Here is a 17,994-nt window from a genome sequence, read left to right on the forward strand (position 1 = left end):
GCTCCGGAGCCCGGCCACTCGTAGACTTGAGGCATGATCCGCCGCATCGACCTGAGAGGTGCCGACAGAGGCTCCGCTTCGACCATCGACTACCGCGCCGCCGTGCCGCGCGCCGAGTTCGACATCGAGGCGGCCACTCATGCGGTGCAGCCGATCATCGACGCCGTCCGCGAGCGCGGCCAGGAGGCGATCGCCGAGTTCTCCGAGAAGTTCGACGGCGTGCGCGTCGAGGACATCCGGGTTCCGGCCGCGGCGCTGACCAAGGCCCTCGACGAGCTGGACCCGGCGATCCGGGCCGGTCTCGAGGAGTCGATCGCCCGTCTGCGTACGACCTGTGCCGCCGAGCTCGAGGAGGACGCGGTCACCGACCTGGCGCCCGGCGCCCGGGTGACGCACCGCAAGGTGCCGGTGGGGCGCGTGGGGCTCTACGTGCCTGGGGGCCTGGCCCCGCTGGTCTCCTCGGTGCTGATGAACGTCGTCCCCGCCCAGGTGGCCGGGGTGCCCTCGATCGCGCTGGCCTCGCCGCCCCAGAAGGAGTTCGGCGGCCTTCCGCAGCCCACGATCCTGGCCGCGTGCGCGCTGCTGGGCGTGGACGAGGTCTACGCCGTCGGCGGCGCCCAGGCGATCGCGATGTTCGCCTACGGGGTCGAGCCCTGCGAGCGCGTCGACATGGTCACCGGACCCGGCAACATCTACGTCGTCACCGCCAAGCGCCTGCTCAAGGGCCAGGTCGGGATCGACTCCGAGGCCGGACCGACCGAGATCGCGATCCTCGCCGACGAGACCGCCGAGGCCGCCTATGTCGCCGCCGACCTGATCTCCCAGGCCGAGCACGACCCCCTCGCAGCCTCGGTGCTGGTCACCGACTCCGAGACGCTCGCCGCCGATGTCGAGGCCGAGCTCGACAAGCAGGTCGCCGCGACCAAGCACGTCGAGCGGATCCGTACGTCGCTGACCGGCCCCCAGTCGGGCATCGTGCTCGTCGACGACATCGACCAGGGCGTCGACGTCGTGAACGCCTACGCCGCCGAGCACCTCGAGATCCACACCGCCGAGGCCGCCCGGGTCGCCGGCCGGATCCGCAACGCCGGTGCGATCTTCGTCGGCTCCTACGCCCCGGTCTCGCTGGGCGACTACTGCGCCGGGTCCAACCACGTGCTGCCCACCGGCGGCTGCGCCTGCCACTCCTCGGGTCTCTCGGTGCGGGCCTTCACCAAGTCGATCCACGTCGTCGACTACTCCCGTGAGGGTCTGGCCGCGGTCAAGGACCACGTGGTCACCCTCGCCGAGGCCGAGGACCTGCCGGGTCACGGTGCCGCTGTGTCGGTGAGGTTCTCGTCGTGAGCTGGCCACCGATCCGTGCCGAGCTCGCCGGGATCGAGCCCTACGGCGCGCCGCAGCTGGACGTCCCGGTCCAGCTCAACGTCAACGAGAACCCCTACCAGCCGTCCGCGGAGACGGTCGCCGACATCGCGGCCAGTGTCGGGGAGGCGGCGCGCACCCTCAACCGCTACCCGGACCGCGAGTTCGTCGCGCTGCGGGAGGGGCTGGCCGCCTACCTCCGCTCCGACGTCCCGAACGCGCAGATCACGCCCGAGCAGGTGTGGGCGGCCAACGGGTCCAACGAGGTGATGCTGCAGCTGCTGCAGGCCTTCGGTGGTCCGGGCCGCACCGCGATCAGCTTCGCGCCGACCTACTCGATGTATCCGGAGTACGCCCGCGACACGAACACCGAGTGGGTCGTCGGTCACCGCGAGAGCGACTTCGCGATCGACCTGGAGAAGGCGCGGGCGCTGGTCGAGGAGACCCGGCCCCACGTCGTGCTGCTGCCCAGTCCCAACAACCCGACCGGCACCGCGCTGCCGCCGGAGGCGGTCACCGTGCTGTGCGAGGCGGTCGGCGACGGCGGCATCGTCGTGGTCGACGAGGCCTACGGCGAGTTCCGGCGGACCGGGGTGCCCTCGGCGCTCGAGCTGCTCGCCGAGCACCGCAACCTGGTGGTCACCCGCACGATGTCGAAGGCGTTCGCCGGAGCCGGGCTGCGGCTCGGCTACCTGGCGGCCGACCCGGCGATCTGCGACGCGATCCGTGTCGTACGCCTGCCCTACCACCTCTCCGCGGTCACCCAGGCGGCAGCGAGCGCGGCGCTGCGGCACGCGCCGGAGCTGCTCGGCTACGTCGCCTCGCTGCGCGAGGAGCGCGACGCGCTGGTGGAATGGCTGCGTGAGCAGGGCCTCGAGGTCGCCGACTCCGACGCCAACTTCGTCCTCTTCGGGCGCTACGCCGACCGGCACGCGGTCTGGCAGGGCCTGCTCGAGCGCGGAGTGCTGATCCGCGAGACCGGGCCCGACGGCTGGCTGCGGGTCTCGGTGGGCACCCCGCAGGAGATGGACGCCTTCAAGCAAGCTTTGACCGATGTGAACGGAGCACGCGCATGAGTTCGGCACGGACCGCCCGGATCGAGAGGCAGACCTCGGAGTCGAAGGTGATCGTCGAGGTGAACCTCGACGGCACGGGTCGGGTCGACGTCTCGACCGGCGTCGGCTTCTACGACCACATGCTCACCGCCTTCGGGCGCCACTCGCTGGTGGACCTGACGGTGCACGCCGACGGCGACGTGCACATCGACGCCCACCACACCGTCGAGGACACCGCGATCGTGCTCGGCCAGGCGCTGCGCGAGGCGCTGGGTGACAAGAAGGGCATCCGTCGCTACGGCGACGCGACCCTCCCGCTCGACGAAGCCCTGGTGCGGTGCGTCGTGGACGTCTCCGGACGGCCCTACTCGGTCCACACCGGCGAGCCGGAGGGACAGCAGTACGTGCTGCTCGGCGGCTCCGGGGTGCCCTACCTCGGCTCCCTGACCCAGCACGTCTTCGACTCCATCGCCCACCACGCCCACCTGACGCTCCACGTCAACGTGCTCGCCGGGCGCGAGCCGCACCACATCGTGGAGACGCAGTTCAAGGCGTTCGCGCGGGCGTTCCGCGACGCGATCGCCTACGACCCGCGCGAGACCGGGGTCCCGTCGACGAAGGGTGCCCTGTGAGTGCTCCGTCGGTGGTGGTGCTCGACTACGGATCGGGCAACGTACGCTCCGCCGTCCGCGCCGTCGAGCGGGCCGGTGCCTCGGTCGAGCTGACCGGCGACCTCGACGCCGCGATGGCGGCCGACGGCCTGCTCGTGCCCGGCGTGGGTGCCTTCGAGGCCTGCATGAAGGGCCTGCGGGCGATCCGCGGCGAGCGGATCATCGCCCGGCGGCTCGCCGGCGGCCGTCCGGTCATGGGGATCTGCGTCGGCATGCAGATCCTCTTCGAGACCGGGATCGAGCACGGTGTCGAGACCGAGGGCTGCGGTGAGTGGCCGGGCGTCGTCGAGCGGATCCAGGCACCGATCGTGCCCCACATGGGCTGGAACACGGTCGACGTCCCGTCCGGGACGACCCTGTTCGCCGGGGTCGAGAAGGAGCGGTTCTACTTCGTGCACTCCTACGGCGTGCGCGACTGGACCCTGGTCACCAACGACCGCACCGTCGCGCCGCTGGTCACCTGGGCCGAGCACGGTGGCGACCGGTTCGTCGCGGCCGTCGAGAACGGCCCGCTCAGCGCCACCCAGTTCCACCCGGAGAAGTCCGGCGACGCCGGCGCCGCGGTGCTGCACAACTGGGTGCAGTCGCTGAAGGGCGCCTGAGGGGTGGCTCAGACCGGAGCCCGGGCGAAGGCCCGTGCCGAGCGCGAGCGGTTGGCCGCGGAGGCCGCCGAGGAACGAGCCGCCCGGGCCACCCGGTCCGCCGAGCGCCGCGCGCGGCGCGAGCGGCTCGTCGGCTGGGTTCCGGCTCGCCGGTCCCGACCGCTCAGTGCACTCGCGGAGCGCCGGCGGCGCAACGTACGGATCCTGATCGTGGTCCTGCTCCTGCTCAACGCGCTGGTCTACCTCGTCACCGAGGACGTCGGCACGGTGGTCTTCGCGGCCATTGCGTCGGTGCTGGTCGCGCCGGTGGTCTACACGCTGCTGTTCCGCAGGTAGCCGATCCGCCGCTGCGGTCGGTCACAGCCCGATCGTGGCGAGGTAGAGGTCGCCGAGACCGCCCGCGCCGAGGATGGACGCCCAGGCGGCCACGAGCATGAACGGACCGAACGGCACCGCGGTCTTGCGGTGTGCCCCGCGGCCGAGGATCAGGGCGATGCCCGCGGCCGCCCCGAGCAGGAAGGCACCGAAGGCAGCGGTCAGGAAGACCCCCCAGGACAGGTAGGCGGTCATGCCGCCGACCACCCCGGCGAGCTTGACGTCGCCGAAACCGATCCCGTTGGGTGCGACGAGCGCGATGCTCATGAAGAAGCCGAACAGGACGAGCGCCCCGATCCCGGCTCTGCTCAGCGCCCCGGTGTCCGCGCCGAGGACGAGGAGGGCCGCGAGGAGCGGGTAGCTCGGGAGCACGATCGCGTTCGGCAGCCGCCGCACGTCGAGGTCGATGAGCGCGAGCGCCATCGCGATCGCGGCGAAGACCAGGTACGCCGCGAGGAGGGAGGGCCGTTCGGCGAACCGGAGCCCGGCGACCGCGAACAGCGCCCCGGTGCCCGCCTCGACCAGCGGGTAGCGCGGGCTGATCGGGTCGCCGCAGTCGTAGCAGCGTCCGCGCAGGAGCAGCCAGCCGAGCACCGGGATGTTGTACCGGGCCCGGATCGGCGTACGGCACCGCGGACACGCCGAGCGCGGGCGCACGACCGAGACCCCACGCGGGACCCGGTGGGCCACGACGTTGAGGAAGGAGCCGACCGCGAGCCCGTACGCGGCGCAGACGGCGGCGACCAGCACCGCGGTCGCCCCGGTCATCGGGTGTGGCTCCAGCTCAGGACGCTGACCTGGCGTCTGCCCGGCACCGGAGAGCCGCTCGGGTCCCAGAGCTGGACGCGTGCGGTGAGCGCCAGCCGCCCGGGACTCGCCGGACAGGTCGCGGAGTCCGGGCACACGTACACCTTGAGCTGGACCAGGGTGCCGTTGAACCCCCAGCCCGGCGAGTTGTCGGGGAGCTGGATCACGGCGTCGTGGAAGGACGGGTTCCCCTGGGTGGAGAAGTCCAGCGAGCGGGAGATGACGCCGAACCGGAACACCTCGGCCTGCTGCAGGTTGCTGAGGTTCAGCTGGATGCGGGTCACCGGGGTGTAGGTGGTGCCCTGGACGTAGAAGACGCCGTGGTAGCTCCCGCCGGAGGGGCCGACGCCGATCAGGTTGCAGCCGCCGCCGAGGCTCAGGCAGTTGCCCGCCCCGAGGCCGGCGTCGGTCTGGGCGCGCAGCTGCGGGACGTAGAGCTCCAGTTCGAGGCGTACGGCATCGAGCTCGACGTTCGCGGCGGCGCCGAGGTTCTTGGCGATGGTGGCGGTGAAGTCGACCTTCGCGCCGGTGTAGCCGTTGGTGTGGACGGCCCGCTGCAGGGCGTTGAACAGGGTCGGCTGCTGGGTGCGCAGGTCGACCGTCTGGGTGGTGAGCGTGCCGGGGCGGTCCAGGTTGAAGGAGCCCAGAGTCGTGCCGCCGGCCGGGGTGAGGGTGATGGTCGACGCGGTGCCGGCATTGGCCTGGGAGGCCTTGTGCCGCACGAGGAGCCGCGCCTGTTTGACCACAGACCCTCTCGGGATCGTCCCCGGCGGGGCGAAGCCGTTCATCGTGAGGGTGCGGGAGACGGCGTTGGCCCCTCCGTTGGGCCGGAACCAGGTCGCTGAGCCGTTGCCGGTGTCGCGGAGCGCGGCCGCGCTCGCCCCGACGAAGGTGTTGTCGCTGCCGGCGGGGGTCACGCTCGGCGTACCGCTGGTGGTCAGCGGGTCCCCGTCGTCGCCGGGCGCCTCGGTGAGCGAGGTCATCGTGGAGGTGCCGGTCTTGAGGCCGTAGAGGGCGATCGGGGGCCGGTCGCTGTGGTAGCTGCCGCAGATCTCTACGTTCGCGTTGCCGTCGACCCGCAGGCGGCTCTCGCCGCCGAAGACGAACTGGACCCCTTGGGTGCTCACGTCGTCGATCGGGTTGCGGCAGTTCCCGTCGGCGGGGAAGCGGGGGTCGGTGAGGCTGTCGCCGACGGGGTCGCCGGCGATCAGGCCGCCGACGCTGACCTTCCACTCGCTGCCACCGCCACCGCTGGTGTCGCTGTCGTACATCGGGTCGGTGGTGCTGTTGTGGAAGTCGAAGTAGTAGGTGCCGGGCTGGAACCAGAAGACACTGTTGCGGCAGGAGTTCTTGTCGGTCAGGTTGTTCAGCGCCGCGGCGTCGTCGTAGTAGCCGGGCTCGAAGGTGACGACCGCGGGGCAGCTGGTCGGTGGGGTCCGCAGCGGAGGTACGCCGCTCCCGGCCAGGCTCGGGTCGCTGAGGTATCCGGGGTCGGCGACGGTGCCGGCGCCGCAGTCGACCAGCGGCGCGTGGAGGGCGGAGACGGGTGAGCAGCCGGTGTGGGCCCGGATGGAGGTGCTGCCCACGATGTCGCCGTTGCTCACCGAGATGTTCGAGTTGGACCAGATGCCGCCGTGCACCCGCAGCGTGTTGCCGCCGCTCGCGCTCGAGGCGAGTCCGGTCTCGCCGCCGGTGCCGAGGGTCAGGATGGCGTTTCCGGGCTTGTTCTGGTTGGTGATCGGCACCGGTGAGCCCTGGGCCCCGGTGGAGTCCTCGGCGACGCACTCGACCCTCGCCGAGGTCGGTGCGTCGCCGCTGGCGACCGACGCGGGGTAGAAGCCGGGGAGGTCGAGGGCGTCGACGGCGTCGTCGGTGGGGTCGCCGTCGGTGTCGGTGTTCGCGCCGAAGCAGCCGGTGCCGTCATCGGAGTTGTCGAACGCCCAGTCGGCGGGCTCGGCGGCGGTCCCGCCCCAGTGGCCGGTACGCAGGTCGTTGATGGCGATCTGGGCCGCTCCGTCGGCGGCGTAGGTGGACCCGGCCACCTCGCGCAGCGCCACCGTGGCCCGCAGCGAGCCGTCCCCGCGTACCAGCACGGTGCCGACGACGAGCGCCACGGTCGTGACGATGATCAGCGCGAAGACGAGGATCGCTCCGTCGTCGTCCCGCAGGCGTGGGCGGATCATGTCTGTCTCCGTTCGCCCAGGAGGGTTGCGGCGTAGGTGGGCAGGTCGATGCCGGTGCTGTCGTGGATGGACAGCGCGAGGGTCACGACCACGGGTACGTCATCGCCGGCTCCGGTGCAGGACGTGCCGGCGCCGGCGGCGTTCGCGCACGCCAGGACGGGAGCGGCGGCGAGCCGGTCGGCGACCTCGACGGTGGCGGGCCGGCTGCCGCACCGTACGCGGTAGAGCCGGCCGCCCTCGGCGGACGGCTGGTAGGCGTAGGTCACCTTCACGGTCGCGCCGGGGTCGGTGGAGGTCAGCGAGTCGTGCTCGGTCCAGGCCAGCGTCACCACCGGCGTCGCCCCGGCCGCGTGGCCGGCCAGGGGGCAGGCGGGGAGGTCGATCGACCGGGCCAGCGGGAAGGTGTGGCTGGCGGTGTCGTAGGTGGAGGAGCGTACGCCGATGCTGGCCACGTCACGCTGCCAGTAGGCGGAGACGAACTGGACGTCGTGCGACTCCGAGAGCCGTGCCTGGGTGTCGACCGTGGTGCGGAGGTAGCTGAGCACCACGCCGGTCAGAGCGGTGACGACGACACCGACGATCGCGACGGTGACGACCATCTCGATGAGGGTGAACCCGGCCTCCTCGGCGGGGTCGGGACGGCGGCTCATCCGCACACCGTCATCGTCGGGCCGCACGGTCTGCGCAGCATCACGGTGAGCCGTTCGGCCGCCCGGCCGTCGGCGGCGGAGAGGGTGATCTCGATCTGCTGGACGCCGGTGTCGTTGCCTGAGCAGGCGCCGGCGGCGCCCCCGTCGGGCGGGACGCGCCGTGCCGCCGTCTGCTCGGCGGTGTAGCCCGCCGGCACCGAGAACCCGACCGTGGCCGGGCTGTAGTCGTCGGCTCCGGCACACGGCACGTAGCGGCCGGCGGCGGAGGCGACGTAGTCCTGGATCGACTCCGCGTAGCTGCGCGCGTAGGCGCCGCCGGTGGTCTGCTTGCGATGGATGTCGGAGGAGGTGATGCCCATCTGGAGTCCGGTGACGACCGCGACCCCGGCGATGCCCAGGATCGAGACCGCGACCAGCATCTCCACCAGCGTCTCGCCCCGGTCGCTGCGTCCTGGCAGGTTCACGTCCGGCCCCTCACATCTCGACCTGGGTGAACACGCCGTACATGGCGGAGACCAGCGCGACGGCGACGAACCCGACCACGAGCCCCATCGTGACGATGACGATCGGCTCGAACAGCGCGGTGAGCTTGGCGATCTTGTAGTCCAGCTCGGTCTCGAAGTACTCGCCGGTGACCTCGAGCTGGGTGTCGAGGGAACCGGTGTCCTCGCCGACCCGCAGCATCTGCGTGGCCGTCGCGGGGAACAGGCCGGTACGAGCCAGCGGCCCGGCGATCCCCTGCCCCTCGAGCATCTGCTCGGCCACCGCACCCAGACGCTTGACGTAGACGCGGTTGCGCAGCGCGTCGGTGGTGACGGCGAGCGACTCGGTCAGGTTGACGCCGGCACTCACCATCGAGCCGAGCACCCGGCAGAACCGCTCCACCAGGGCGTACGTGATGGCCTCGCCGAGCACCGGGATCCTGAGCAGCAGCGCGTCGCGGGCGTACTTGCCGCGCCTGGTCCGGGTGATCGCGACGTAGAGCAGGCAGACCGCGCCGAGGGCCAGGGCCAGCGCCCACCACCAGTGGCCGAGGAAGTCGGTGATGGCGAGCAGGATCCGGGTGGGCAGGGGAAGCGTGGCGTCGAGGTCGACGAAGAAGTCCTCGAACCGTGGCAGCACATAGACGGCGAGCACCACCACGGTCACCACCGACATCGCGGCCACCACGAGCGGATAGGTCAGCGCCGACTTGATCTTGCGGCGGGCCTGCAGGTCGCGCTCGATGTAGCGGGAGAGCCGCGCCAGGACGATGTCGAGCTCCCCGGTCGACTCCGCCGAGCGCACGATGCTGCGGTAGAACGGCGCGAAGACCTTCGGGAACTCGTCGAGGCAGTCCGAGAACCGTTCGCCGGAGCGCAGGCCGTCCTCGATCCGGTTCATCATCCGCCGCAGCGAGGAGTTCTCGCTCTCGGCGCCGATCGTGTGCACCGCCTCCAGGATGGGCAGCCCGGCGCGGAGGAATGCCGCGATCTGCCGGGAGAGGTGCATGACGTCCTCACGCTTGATGCGCGGCCCGGAGATCTCGTACTGCCACAGGCTCTTCTTCTCGCTCACCCGCAGCTGGTGCAGCTGCTGGTCGTAGAGGGTGACCTCGGCATCGGACCGGCTGGGGGCCTTCTGTGTTCCCCTGACCGGACGGCCGTCGGTGGTCACGCCGACATAGGCGTACTTGGGCATGGTCAGACTCCTGCGACGTAGATCGAGCGCATGACTTCGGCAGCGGTGGTCGTGCCCTCGCGGACGAGCCGGACCGCCTGCTCCTGGAGGGTGCGCATGCCCTGGCTGCGGGCGAGCTTGCGCATCTCGTCGTGCGGTGCCCGGTCGATGAGGAGCTCTCGCACCTCGTCGGTGACGGTCAGCAGCTCGTAGACGCCGATGCGGTCGAGGTAGCCGGTGTGGGCGCAGAGGTGGCAGCCGGTGCCGCGAAGGAACCGGTCGGCGGCGGGGTCGGCCTCCGGGTCGCCGAAGCTGCGCAGGAAGGCGAGCTCGTCGGGGGAGGGCTGGTACGGCTCGAGGCAGCTCGTGCAGCTTCGGCGGACCAGGCGCTGGGCGAGGACCGCGGTCACCGAGGAGGCGATCAGGAACGTCTCGACCCCCATGTCGACGAGCCGGTAGAGCGCCGAGACCGCCTCGGTCGCGTGCAGCGAGGAGAGCACGAGGTGGCCGGTGAGGGCCGACTGGACCGCGATGCGGGCGGTGTCGACGTCTCGGATCTCGCCGACGAGGATGATGTCGGGGTCCTGGCGCAGGATGGACTTCAGGCCGTCGGCGAAGGTGATCCCGGCCTGCTCGTTGATCTGGATCTGGTTGATCGAGTCGAAGGTGTACTCGACGGGGTCCTCGATCGTCATGATGTTGCGCTCGGTCGTGTTCACCTCGCCGAGCGAGGCGTACAGGGTGGTGGTCTTGCCACCGCCGGTCGGGCCGGCGCAGATCACCATCCCGAAGGGGGCGTGGATGAGCTGCCGGTAGCGCTCGGCGACCTCGTCGGGCATGCCGAGCTGCTGCATCTGGAACAGGGAGCGGGACTTGTCCAGGAGCCGCAGGACGATCTTCTCCCCGCCGACGACGGCGGTGGTGGCGACCCGGATGTCGACCTCGCGGCCCTCGACGACCATCGAGATCTGGCCGTCCTGGGGCCGGCGCCGTTCGACGATGTTCATCCCGCCGAGGATCTTGACCCGGCTCACGACCGCGGGACCGATCGATCCGGGCAGGTCCAGGACGTCGGTGAGGGCGCCGTCGATGCGGTAGCGGACCCGGACCCGGTCTCCGTACGGCTCGATGTGGATGTCGGAGGCGCGGTCGCGCAGGCCCTGGGTGATGACCATCTGCACGACCCGGACGACCGGCGCGTCCTCGTTGGCCTGGGCGCCGTCGAGGCCGGCCGCCTCGCGGCGCAGGGCGTCGCGGGTCTCGAACGCCTGGACCTGGCTGTCGACCTCCCGGGTCGCCTTGTAGGCGCTCGCCAGGGCCAGGTCGAGGGCACGGTGCGTGGCGACGAGCCCGACGACGGGTCGGCCGACGGCGGTGCTCAGCCGACCCAGGTGCTCGGGCGAAGGGTCCACGACGGCCAGGACGACCCGGCGCTCGTCGGCCGCGAGGGGCACTGCTCGCAGCGTACGGGCCTGGTCGGCGCCGAGCAGCGCGACCGCGTCGGGCTGCGGGGACGTACGCCGGAAGTCGATCGTCTCGGCGCCGTAGTGGCCGGCGATCGCGCGGGCCAGGTCCTCGTCGCTGATCGCCCCGGCCGTGATCAGCCTCTCGGCCAGGGTGGCGCCGCCGGCTGAGCTGCGGGCGGCGTCGATCTGGTGGGGAGCGAGCCGGCGCGAGGAGATCAGCAGCGCGGCGAGCCGGTCGTCGGCGCCGACCTCGGTGGCCGGGGTGGACGGTGCGGCCGGGTCGTCGCGGCGCGGCGTGCGGATCCTCATCGGGTCACGCTCCTGAGCGAGGTCGCGTACCTCGGCCGGGTCTCGACGTCTTGCGGATAGAGGCTGCGCGCGAGCGCCTCCTCCTCGGCCACGGTGCCCTCTTGGACCAGCCGGGAGAGCGACTGCTCGAGGGTGAGCATCCCGTCGCGGGAGCCGGTGACGAGACTGTTGCGCAGCTGGTGGGTCTTGCCCTCCTTGATCAGGTTGCGCACCGCGGGGGTGGCCACGAGCACCTCGTAGGCGGCCGTCATCCCGCCGCCGATCTTCGGGATCAGCCGCTGGTAGACGACGCAGCTGAGCGCGGCGGCCAGCTGGACCCGGATCTGGGCCTGCTGCTCGGCGGGGAAGACGTCGATCATCCGGCCGATCGACTGGGCGGTGTCATTGGTGTGGAGGGTCGCGAAGACCAGGTGACCGGTCTCGGCGACGGTGAGCGCGAACCGGATCGACTCCAGGTCGCGCATCTCGCCGACGAGGAGCACGTCGGGGTCCTCGCGGAGCACGCTGCGCAGCGCGTCGGGGAAGGTGGCGGTGTCGGTGCCGACCTCGCGCTGGTTGACCGCGGCGACCTTGTGGTCGTGGACGTACTCGATCGGGTCCTCGACGGTGATGATGTGGCAGCCGCGGCTGGTGTTGATCAGATCGATGAGCGAGGCCAGCGTGGTCGACTTGCCCGACCCGGTCGGGCCGGTCATCAGGATGAGGCCCTGGTGGCGCAGCGCCAGGGCGCGCAGCGCGGGCGGCAGGCCGAGGGCGTCGGGGGAGGGGATGGTGCGCGGGATCATCCGCAGCGCCACCGCGGTCAGGCCGCGCTGGGTGAACGCGTTGCCGCGGATCCGGGCGTGCTCGCGCCACGAGAAGGAGAAGTCGTACTCGTGGCTGCTCTTCCAGGCCGTCGCCTGTGCAGGGGTCAGGACCTCGGCCAGCAGCGCATCGGTGTCCTCGGCGGTCAGTACGTCCGTGCCCGGAGCGGCCGTGAGGGTTCCGTCGATCCGCAGCATCGGAGGGAGGCCGACCGAGAGGAGCAGGTCGGTGCCGCCGGCCTGCCAGACGGCCGCGAGCAGCTGGTCGACCCGGCTGTCGGGGTGGAGGGTGGTCTGCATGGGGTGGCCCCTGGTTTCTTGGAGGAGGAGGTGGTGCCGGGGGAGGGCCGCTGTTTCGCGGCCCTCCCGGGCGGCTGGGGTCACTAGCAGGTGGTGGCGCCGGCGGGCATTGCGCCGGTGCCGTCGACCGTCGTGGCGTTGTCGATGGTCGAGGGGCCGTTGGGCTCGCTGCGCAGGAAGTTGCCGACGAGGTCGCCGACGGTCGTGGGGTAGCGGTCGTTGTCGGCCCGGTAGGCCTCGATCGCGGTCTCGACGGTGCGGACCTCGGCCTGGCAGGCGGCCTTGGTGCCACGGTCGCTCATGCCGTTGACCGAGAAGACCACGACCCCGGCGAGGACGCCGAGGATGAGGATGACGATCACGAGCTCGATGAGGGTGAATCCGCTGTCGTCGCGGCGGGCCTGACGGACGCGGGTGAGGGTGTTGTGCAGCATGGCTGGGTTTCCTTTGGATGGAGGCTGTTTGGTCGGCAGGCCCGAGTGCCGATAGGAATTTCAACCGCGCGCGTCAACCCGTAAACCGGAAGAAATAGGCCGTATACCCAATCAAGGGGAGGCATTCATTGGCGACCATCTGTATCCACTTTCAAAGCCATACATACCCACGGGGGCATACGGTGCCGGGGTTGTCGCGAGTGCGTTCCTCTGCTGTGTTTCACCAGGTCGGAGTCCGTTTTCGAGGTCGAACGGCTGCTCTGTGCGCTGCGGCTGGCTAGGGTGAGCGGATGGCGGTGAAGGCGACCTGGACCGACGAAGACCCGAAGGCCTTCGTCGAGGGCGTCACGGCCCCCGGAAGACGTCGAGACGCGCTGCGGCTGCTGGAGCTGATGGGGCGGGCGACCGGTGTCGAACCCCGGATGTTCGGCTCCGCGATCGTCGGCTTCGGGACGTACCACTATCGCTACGCCAGCGGCCACGAGGGCGACGCTCCGGCCGCGGGCTTCTCGCCGCGCAAGGCCGCCTCGGTCGTCTACCTCAACGACGGCACCGGGTCCCACGAGGAGCTCCTCGCCGGCCTAGGCCCGCACACCACCGGCGTCGGCTGCCTCTACCTCAAGAACCTCGACGCGATCGACCTGGAGGTCCTCGAGGAGATCGTCCGCCGCTCCTACGCCACCCTGACCCACGACACCTACGGCAAGCGCGCCGCGGAGGGAGACACCCAGTGATGCCCACCGGCACCAACCTGCTCGGCCTGGTCAAGCACAACGCCCTCTCGGACGCCCGCTACGTCGGCGAGGTCTTCGACCGCACCCCGCCGATCGACCTCCCGCCCTGGGACGCCGACGGGTGGTGGGACGCCACCCATCGGGCCACCGAGCACGAGAGCCGCGCCGACGTCCTCGACCTCTACGCGCTGGTCGGCGCGCACGTCGACGCCACGATCGAGGCGCTCCCGATCGATGCCCCCGGCTACGTACCGTGGTGGGAGGAGCGGGTCATGCTCTTCAACATCATGGCCGCCCGCCTCTGCGACGCCACCCGTCACGCCGGCCACGCCGACATCCTCCGCGAGAGCATCGACGGCTCCGTCGGCGTCAACCGCGAGAGCGCCTGAGTGCCGTCGCCGAGGGTGCACGGCTGGGCGATCCCGGAGCGGGAGTACGCGCGGCAGGAGGCGCGCCGCGGCAGGCGCCATGCCTACCAAAGCCTCGACCCGACTCGGACCGCGCTCCTCGTGGTCGACCTCGTCCCGTTCTTCTACGAGGCGAACGCGACGTGCCGTGCGATCACCCCGAACGTACGTCGGCTCGCTGATGCTCTGCGTGGGGCCGGCGGCGTCGTTGCCTGGGTGGTTCCCGGCGACCCCGGCCAGCCCGCGTGGGCACGGGAGTTCCTCGGCGAGGATGTCGCCGAGATGTTCCGACACAGCGGCGGCACCGGGCCGATCGAGGATCGGCTCGGCCCGGGTCTCGAGGCACGCGAGGGAGACCTTCTCGTCGAGAAGACGTCGACCAGCGCTTTGTTCCCGGGCAGCTCGACATTGCACGACCAGCTTCGGGACGGTGGCATCGAGAATGTCGTCGTCACCGGCACGCTCACCGAGGTCTGCGTCGCCGGCACGGCGCGCGACGCGGCGACGCTGGGATACCGAACGATCCTGGTCGCCGACGCCACCGCGGGCCGCAACGACGACTCCCACAACGCGACCCTGACGACCATCTATCGGACCTTCGGCGACGTACGCAGCACCGAAGACGTACTCGAACTGGTCGCTGCAGGCGTACCGTCGTGACATGACCGACTACGAGGTCGCCAGGTCCGCGGTGCTGCCGTGCGACATCGGACGCGTCCACGGGCTGCTCGACGACTTCCACGAGTGGCCGGCCTGGTCGCCCTGGGAGGAGCTCGACCCGGACATGACGCGCACCTACTCGGGCGCGGAGTCCGGTGTCGGCGCGCGCTATGCGTGGTCGGGCAACAAGCGCGCGGGCGCAGGCGCGATGGAGATCACCGAGTCGGGGCCCGAGCACGTCGAGGTCGCGCTGGAGTTCCTCAAGCCGTTCAAGAGCCGGAGCACGGTGAGCTTCGACCTGGCCACCGTCGCTGACGGTACGCGGCTGACCTGGACCCACACCGGGTCGGTGAGCGGTGTGATGGGGCTGATGCTCAGGTTCTACTCGATGGAGAAGGCGATCGCGCCCGACATGGAGAAGGGGCTAGCCAAGCTCGCGACCGTGGCCGCGCGCCCTGCCGACGCCGACTGATCGGCTCCACCTCGCGCGGCTATCGGTCGGCGTCCTCGCCGTAGATGTTGCGATCGTCCGGGTCGATCGAGCCCGTGACGTGGCGGCTGAGGCCGGTCAGCTCGGCCTGCGCCGCCAACTCCTCGTTGCCCTCCCACTGGAGCGGGATCTCGGTGACGGCCGCTCGGTCGAACTCGATGATGCGGCCGTTCGTCATCCAGCTGTAGTCCGACCGGTACGGGTCGTCGACCACGCCGGTCAGCCGATCGCCGTCGACCTCGATGACCTTCAGATAGGGAACGTCACTGCGCCAGGCGTCCACCGGTTCGGACGATGTGCCTGTGCCGTCAAGTGAGGGCGCCTGGACCTGGATGCGCACGATGTTCCCCAGCCCGATCGACTGCCTGATCTGCGGATCCAGCTGGCGCCCCGACCAGTCGTTGATCTCCTCAGGGAGCGGGAGAAACACCTCGAACTCGTCCGACACAGGCATCAACCTAACCCCGCCCGGGCGTGGAACCGGTCCGGAGCGCGCCCGGAATCTGGTTGTGCAAGCCTCGGACCACGTCCTACGTTGCCGGCCATGACACCTCGGCGCTTCGGGATCTGCATCGATGCCAACAATCCGGAGCGGGTCGCGGAGTTCTGGGCGGCGGTGCTGGGTCGGGAGATCGAGACCGCGGACGAGGAGATCAGGCTGCTGCCGCGGGCGGAGGCGGACCTCCGGATCCGGTTCGTGCCCACGGATGCGCCGAAGACGCTGGCGAACCCGCATCACCTGCATCTGACCAGCACGCTGCCGGATGACCAGCAGCGGACCGTGGACCGGCTGATCGGTCTCGGGGCGACGCATCTGGACGTGGGGCAGCTGCCGGACGAGGACCACGTCGTGCTGGGTGACCCGGAGGGCAACGAGCTCTGCGTGATCCCGGCCGGCAACAGCTGGCTCGCCGGCACCGGGTTCCTCGGCGAGGTCGCCGCGGACGGGTCGCGGGAGACCGGCGTCTTCTGGAGCGCAGCGCTCGGCTGGCCGCTGGTCTGGGACCAGGACGGCGAGACCGCGGTCGCGACCCCCTCGGGCAGCGCCAAGGTCGCCTGGGGCGGGCCGCCTCCCGTTCCGCGCGGCCCGCGGGACCGATTCCGCTTCGACCTGATCGCGCCCGAGGACACGGGTCCCGCCGCGGAGATCCGACGCCTCGTCGAGCTGGGTGCGACGGTGGTCGCCGAGATCGGCAGCGACGGCCGCTGGGCGCGGATGACCGACCCGGATGCGTACGAGTTCGAGGTGCTGGCGCCCCGGTAGGCGTGCTGCTTCGTCAAGGTATGCAGCCGAAGTGCCGCTTCCCGTGCGGAGTTCCGCGAGGGATGTGTTGCTTCGCCTGCATACCTTGATGGACAAACCGTCTCGCACCCGGACGGCGGGGCAGGGGTGACGACGTACAGAACATAGGATCGTCACCATGGGTGACTACCTCGAGCTCCTGCCGGCCGTCGATGTGAAGGGCGGGCAGGCGGTGCAGCTGGTCCAGGGCGTGGACGGGTCGGAGAAGCGGTTCGGCGATCCCTACGAGGCCGCGCTGAGGTGGCAGGAGACCGGCGCCGAGTGGATCCATCTGGTCGACCTCGACGCCGCGTTCGGCCACGGCAACAACCGCGAGATCCTCGCCGGGATCGTCGGCAAGCTCGACATCAAGGTCGAGATGAGCGGTGGCATCCGCGACGACGCCTCGCTCGAGGCCGCGATGGCGACCGGCTGCCGCCGCGTCAACATCGGCACCGCCGCGCTGGAGAACCCGGAGTGGACCCGGCAGGCGATCGCGACCTACGGCGACCGGGTCGCGGTGGGTCTGGACGTACGCGGGCGAACCCTCGCCGCGCGCGGCTGGACCAAGGAGGGCGGCGACCTCTACGAGACGCTCGCCCGCCTCGACTCCGAGGGCTGCGCGCGCTACGTCGTCACCGACGTCAACAAGGACGGCATGCTCCAGGGTCCCAACCTCGACCTGCTGCGCGCGGTCTGCGAGGCCACCGATCGCCCGGTCGTGGCGAGCGGGGGAGTGACCACGATCGACGACATCGAGGCGTTGATGGGCCTGGTCGAGGTCGGCGTGGAGGGTGCGATCGCCGGCACGGCGCTCTACACCGGCTCCCTGGACCTTGCCGACGCGCTCGACCTCACCCGTGGCCGGCCGCGTGGGGACCAGTCATGAGCCTTGCCGTACGCGTCATCCCCTGCCTCGACGTCGACGCCGGCCGCGTCGTCAAGGGGATCAACTTCAAGGAGCTGCGCGACGCCGGTGACCCGGTGGAGCTGGCCGCGACGTACGACAAGGAAGGCGCCGACGAGCTCACCTTCCTCGACATCTCCGCCTCCCACGAGGGGCGCGCGACGACGCTGGAGATCGTGACCCGCACCGCGGAGCAGGTCTTCATCCCGCTCACCGTCGGTGGCGGGATCCGCAGCGTCGACGACGTGGACCGGATGCTGCGTGCCGGCGCGGACAAGATCGCGGTCAACACCGCGGCCATCGTCCGTCCCGAGCTGATCGCCGAGATCGCCGACCGGTTCGGCAACCAGGTGCTCGTGCTCTCCGTCGACGCCCGGCGGGCGCCGGGCACCGACTCCGGCTTCGAGGTCACCACGCATGGTGGTCGCAAGTCTGCCGGGATCGACGCGATCGAATGGGCCGCGAAGGCCGTCGAGCTCGGCGCCGGCGAGATCCTGCTCAACGCGATGGACGCCGACGGCACCGAGGACGGCTTCGACATCGACCTGATCAAGGCCGTACGCAGCGAGGTGACCGTCCCCGTCATCGCCTCCGGTGGCGCGGGTAGGGCCGAGCACTTCCCGCCCGCTGTGGAGGCCGGTGCGGACGCCGTTCTCGCCGCCACCATCTTCCACTTCGGCAAGGTGCGGGTCGGCGAGGTCAAGCAGGCGCTCTCCGGGGCCGGCGCGCCGGTTCGCTGACGGACGTGCGCTGGTTGCTGAGTGGGTAGCCCGGCAGGATCCCGTCTCGGCGGAGAGGTCGTGGCCCGCCGAGGTCGGGATCGTCGTCGCGCCGGTGC

General features: G+C 70.9%; 21 protein-coding genes. 12 read left to right on the top strand and 9 right to left on the bottom strand.

Features of this window, described 5'->3' with window-relative positions; translation table 11 throughout:
- Nucleotides 1-33 precede the first annotated feature (33 nt).
- From hisD to ACZ6WN_RS28905, 5 genes are read left to right on the top strand one after another with little or no spacing between them, the layout of a single operon-like run.
- Nucleotides 34-1,344 carry a histidinol dehydrogenase gene (hisD, locus tag ACZ6WN_RS28885; protein ID WP_465869685.1) on the top strand — a complete coding sequence of 437 codons (1,311 nt, stop codon included), beginning with the start codon at nt 34-36 and terminating at the stop codon, nt 1,342-1,344.
- Nucleotides 1,341-2,438 carry a histidinol-phosphate transaminase gene (locus ACZ6WN_RS28890; protein WP_465869686.1) on the top strand — a complete coding sequence of 366 codons (1,098 nt, stop codon included), beginning with the start codon at nt 1,341-1,343 and terminating at the stop codon, nt 2,436-2,438. The genes hisD and ACZ6WN_RS28890 overlap by 4 nt, the downstream gene beginning before the upstream one ends.
- Nucleotides 2,435-3,049 carry an imidazoleglycerol-phosphate dehydratase HisB gene (gene hisB / locus ACZ6WN_RS28895; protein WP_465869687.1) on the top strand — a complete coding sequence of 205 codons (615 nt, stop codon included), beginning with the start codon at nt 2,435-2,437 and terminating at the stop codon, nt 3,047-3,049. The genes ACZ6WN_RS28890 and hisB overlap by 4 nt, the downstream gene beginning before the upstream one ends.
- Entirely contained in the window at nt 3,046-3,690 is a 645-nt protein-coding gene (hisH, locus tag ACZ6WN_RS28900) for an imidazole glycerol phosphate synthase subunit HisH (RefSeq protein ID WP_465869688.1), read from the top strand. Before hisB ends, hisH begins: the two co-directional genes overlap by 4 nt.
- A 3-nt stretch (nt 3,691-3,693) precedes the next feature.
- Entirely contained in the window at nt 3,694-4,026 is a 333-nt protein-coding gene (locus tag ACZ6WN_RS28905; RefSeq protein ID WP_465869689.1) for a hypothetical protein, read from the top strand.
- 21 nt (nt 4,027-4,047) lie between these two features.
- Here ACZ6WN_RS28905 and ACZ6WN_RS28910 read toward each other — a convergent pair whose 3' ends face one another.
- The 8 genes from ACZ6WN_RS28910 to ACZ6WN_RS28945 all read right to left on the bottom strand — a co-directional run bounded on the left by ACZ6WN_RS28910 (nt 4,048) and on the right by ACZ6WN_RS28945 (nt 12,676).
- Nucleotides 4,048-4,833 (bottom strand): prepilin peptidase, encoded by a 786-nt coding sequence (locus ACZ6WN_RS28910; RefSeq protein ID WP_465869691.1) that lies wholly within the window; start codon nt 4,831-4,833, stop codon nt 4,048-4,050.
- A complete protein-coding gene (locus ACZ6WN_RS28915; protein ID WP_465869693.1) occupies nt 4,830-7,055 on the bottom strand; it encodes a hypothetical protein in 2,226 nt (741 codons plus the stop codon). The genes ACZ6WN_RS28910 and ACZ6WN_RS28915 overlap by 4 nt, the downstream gene beginning before the upstream one ends.
- Complete coding sequence (locus tag ACZ6WN_RS28920) at nt 7,052-7,705, bottom strand: prepilin-type N-terminal cleavage/methylation domain-containing protein (protein WP_465869694.1); 654 nt, start codon at nt 7,703-7,705, stop codon at nt 7,052-7,054. The genes ACZ6WN_RS28915 and ACZ6WN_RS28920 overlap by 4 nt, the downstream gene beginning before the upstream one ends.
- Complete coding sequence (locus tag ACZ6WN_RS28925; protein WP_465869696.1) at nt 7,702-8,169, bottom strand: PulJ/GspJ family protein; 468 nt, start codon at nt 8,167-8,169, stop codon at nt 7,702-7,704. Before ACZ6WN_RS28925 ends, ACZ6WN_RS28920 begins: the two co-directional genes overlap by 4 nt.
- A 10-nt stretch (nt 8,170-8,179) precedes the next feature.
- The gene (locus tag ACZ6WN_RS28930) at nt 8,180-9,385 is read right to left on the bottom strand and encodes a type II secretion system F family protein (protein WP_465869698.1); all 1,206 of its coding nucleotides are present in this window, start codon (nt 9,383-9,385) and stop codon (nt 8,180-8,182) included.
- Nucleotides 9,386-9,387: 2 nt separating this feature from the next.
- Entirely contained in the window at nt 9,388-11,139 is a 1,752-nt protein-coding gene (locus ACZ6WN_RS28935) for a GspE/PulE family protein (RefSeq protein ID WP_465869700.1), read from the bottom strand.
- Entirely contained in the window at nt 11,136-12,242 is a 1,107-nt protein-coding gene (locus tag ACZ6WN_RS28940; RefSeq protein WP_465869702.1) for a type IV pilus twitching motility protein PilT, read from the bottom strand. The genes ACZ6WN_RS28935 and ACZ6WN_RS28940 overlap by 4 nt, the downstream gene beginning before the upstream one ends.
- Before the next feature lie 83 nt (nt 12,243-12,325).
- Nucleotides 12,326-12,676, bottom strand: coding sequence for a type II secretion system protein (locus tag ACZ6WN_RS28945; protein ID WP_465869704.1), 351 nt, complete (start codon nt 12,674-12,676; stop codon nt 12,326-12,328).
- A 290-nt stretch (nt 12,677-12,966) separates the two neighbouring features.
- Between ACZ6WN_RS28945 and ACZ6WN_RS28950 the strand changes: the two genes are divergently transcribed.
- The 4 genes from ACZ6WN_RS28950 to ACZ6WN_RS28965 are packed head-to-tail and all read left to right on the top strand — an operon-like array spanning nt 12,967 to nt 14,949.
- On the top strand, nt 12,967-13,410 hold the full coding sequence (locus tag ACZ6WN_RS28950; RefSeq protein ID WP_465869706.1) for a DUF1801 domain-containing protein: 444 nt from the start codon (nt 12,967-12,969) through the stop codon (nt 13,408-13,410).
- Nucleotides 13,410-13,799: a mycothiol transferase gene (locus ACZ6WN_RS28955; RefSeq protein ID WP_465869707.1), complete on the top strand. Its 390-nt coding sequence runs from the start codon at nt 13,410-13,412 to the stop codon at nt 13,797-13,799. Before ACZ6WN_RS28950 ends, ACZ6WN_RS28955 begins: the two co-directional genes overlap by 1 nt.
- The gene (locus ACZ6WN_RS28960; protein ID WP_465869708.1) at nt 13,800-14,477 is read left to right on the top strand and encodes an isochorismatase family protein; all 678 of its coding nucleotides are present in this window, start codon (nt 13,800-13,802) and stop codon (nt 14,475-14,477) included.
- A gap of 1 nt (nt 14,478) precedes the next feature.
- The gene (locus ACZ6WN_RS28965) at nt 14,479-14,949 is read left to right on the top strand and encodes an SRPBCC family protein (RefSeq protein WP_465869710.1); all 471 of its coding nucleotides are present in this window, start codon (nt 14,479-14,481) and stop codon (nt 14,947-14,949) included.
- 19 nt (nt 14,950-14,968) lie between these two features.
- On the opposite strand, the gene ACZ6WN_RS28970 is transcribed toward ACZ6WN_RS28965, so the two are convergent.
- Nucleotides 14,969-15,415 (bottom strand): hypothetical protein, encoded by a 447-nt coding sequence (locus tag ACZ6WN_RS28970; RefSeq protein WP_465869711.1) that lies wholly within the window; start codon nt 15,413-15,415, stop codon nt 14,969-14,971.
- A gap of 96 nt (nt 15,416-15,511) precedes the next feature.
- Here ACZ6WN_RS28970 and ACZ6WN_RS28975 point away from each other — a divergent pair, with 96 nt between their 5' ends.
- From ACZ6WN_RS28975 to hisF, 3 genes are all read left to right on the top strand, one after another.
- The gene (locus tag ACZ6WN_RS28975) at nt 15,512-16,231 is read left to right on the top strand and encodes a VOC family protein (RefSeq protein WP_465869712.1); all 720 of its coding nucleotides are present in this window, start codon (nt 15,512-15,514) and stop codon (nt 16,229-16,231) included.
- 157 nt (nt 16,232-16,388) lie between these two features.
- Complete coding sequence (gene priA / locus ACZ6WN_RS28980; protein ID WP_465869713.1) at nt 16,389-17,138, top strand: bifunctional 1-(5-phosphoribosyl)-5-((5-phosphoribosylamino)methylideneamino)imidazole-4-carboxamide isomerase/phosphoribosylanthranilate isomerase PriA; 750 nt, start codon at nt 16,389-16,391, stop codon at nt 17,136-17,138.
- Nucleotides 17,135-17,896 (top strand): imidazole glycerol phosphate synthase subunit HisF, encoded by a 762-nt coding sequence (gene hisF / locus ACZ6WN_RS28985; protein ID WP_465869715.1) that lies wholly within the window; start codon nt 17,135-17,137, stop codon nt 17,894-17,896. Before priA ends, hisF begins: the two co-directional genes overlap by 4 nt.
- Nucleotides 17,897-17,994: the final 98 nt, after the last annotated feature.

It is taken from the genome of Nocardioides sp. NPDC054178, from assembly GCF_055585005.1.

Excerpts from the sequence above, each read along its gene's own strand:
- ACZ6WN_RS28930 (WP_465869698.1), bottom strand. The coding sequence starts at position 9,385 with ATGCCCAAGTACGCCTATGTCGGCGTGACCACCGACGGCCGTCCGGTC.
- hisD (WP_465869685.1), top strand. The coding sequence starts at position 34 with ATGATCCGCCGCATCGACCTGAGAGGTGCCGACAGAGGCTCCGCTTCG.
- ACZ6WN_RS28965 (WP_465869710.1), top strand. The coding sequence starts at position 14,479 with ATGACCGACTACGAGGTCGCCAGGTCCGCGGTGCTGCCGTGCGACATC.
- ACZ6WN_RS28955 (WP_465869707.1), top strand. The coding sequence starts at position 13,410 with ATGCCCACCGGCACCAACCTGCTCGGCCTGGTCAAGCACAACGCCCTC.
- ACZ6WN_RS28920 (WP_465869694.1), bottom strand. The coding sequence starts at position 7,705 with ATGAGCCGCCGTCCCGACCCCGCCGAGGAGGCCGGGTTCACCCTCATC.
- ACZ6WN_RS28915 (WP_465869693.1), bottom strand. The coding sequence starts at position 7,055 with ATGATCCGCCCACGCCTGCGGGACGACGACGGAGCGATCCTCGTCTTC.
- ACZ6WN_RS28950 (WP_465869706.1), top strand. The coding sequence starts at position 12,967 with ATGGCGGTGAAGGCGACCTGGACCGACGAAGACCCGAAGGCCTTCGTC.
- priA (WP_465869713.1), top strand. The coding sequence starts at position 16,389 with ATGGGTGACTACCTCGAGCTCCTGCCGGCCGTCGATGTGAAGGGCGGG.
- ACZ6WN_RS28935 (WP_465869700.1), bottom strand. The coding sequence starts at position 11,139 with ATGAGGATCCGCACGCCGCGCCGCGACGACCCGGCCGCACCGTCCACC.
- ACZ6WN_RS28945 (WP_465869704.1), bottom strand. The coding sequence starts at position 12,676 with ATGCTGCACAACACCCTCACCCGCGTCCGTCAGGCCCGCCGCGACGAC.
- ACZ6WN_RS28940 (WP_465869702.1), bottom strand. The coding sequence starts at position 12,242 with ATGCAGACCACCCTCCACCCCGACAGCCGGGTCGACCAGCTGCTCGCG.
- ACZ6WN_RS28910 (WP_465869691.1), bottom strand. The coding sequence starts at position 4,833 with ATGACCGGGGCGACCGCGGTGCTGGTCGCCGCCGTCTGCGCCGCGTAC.
- hisF (WP_465869715.1), top strand. The coding sequence starts at position 17,135 with ATGAGCCTTGCCGTACGCGTCATCCCCTGCCTCGACGTCGACGCCGGC.
- hisB (WP_465869687.1), top strand. The coding sequence starts at position 2,435 with ATGAGTTCGGCACGGACCGCCCGGATCGAGAGGCAGACCTCGGAGTCG.
- ACZ6WN_RS28975 (WP_465869712.1), top strand. The coding sequence starts at position 15,512 with ATGACACCTCGGCGCTTCGGGATCTGCATCGATGCCAACAATCCGGAG.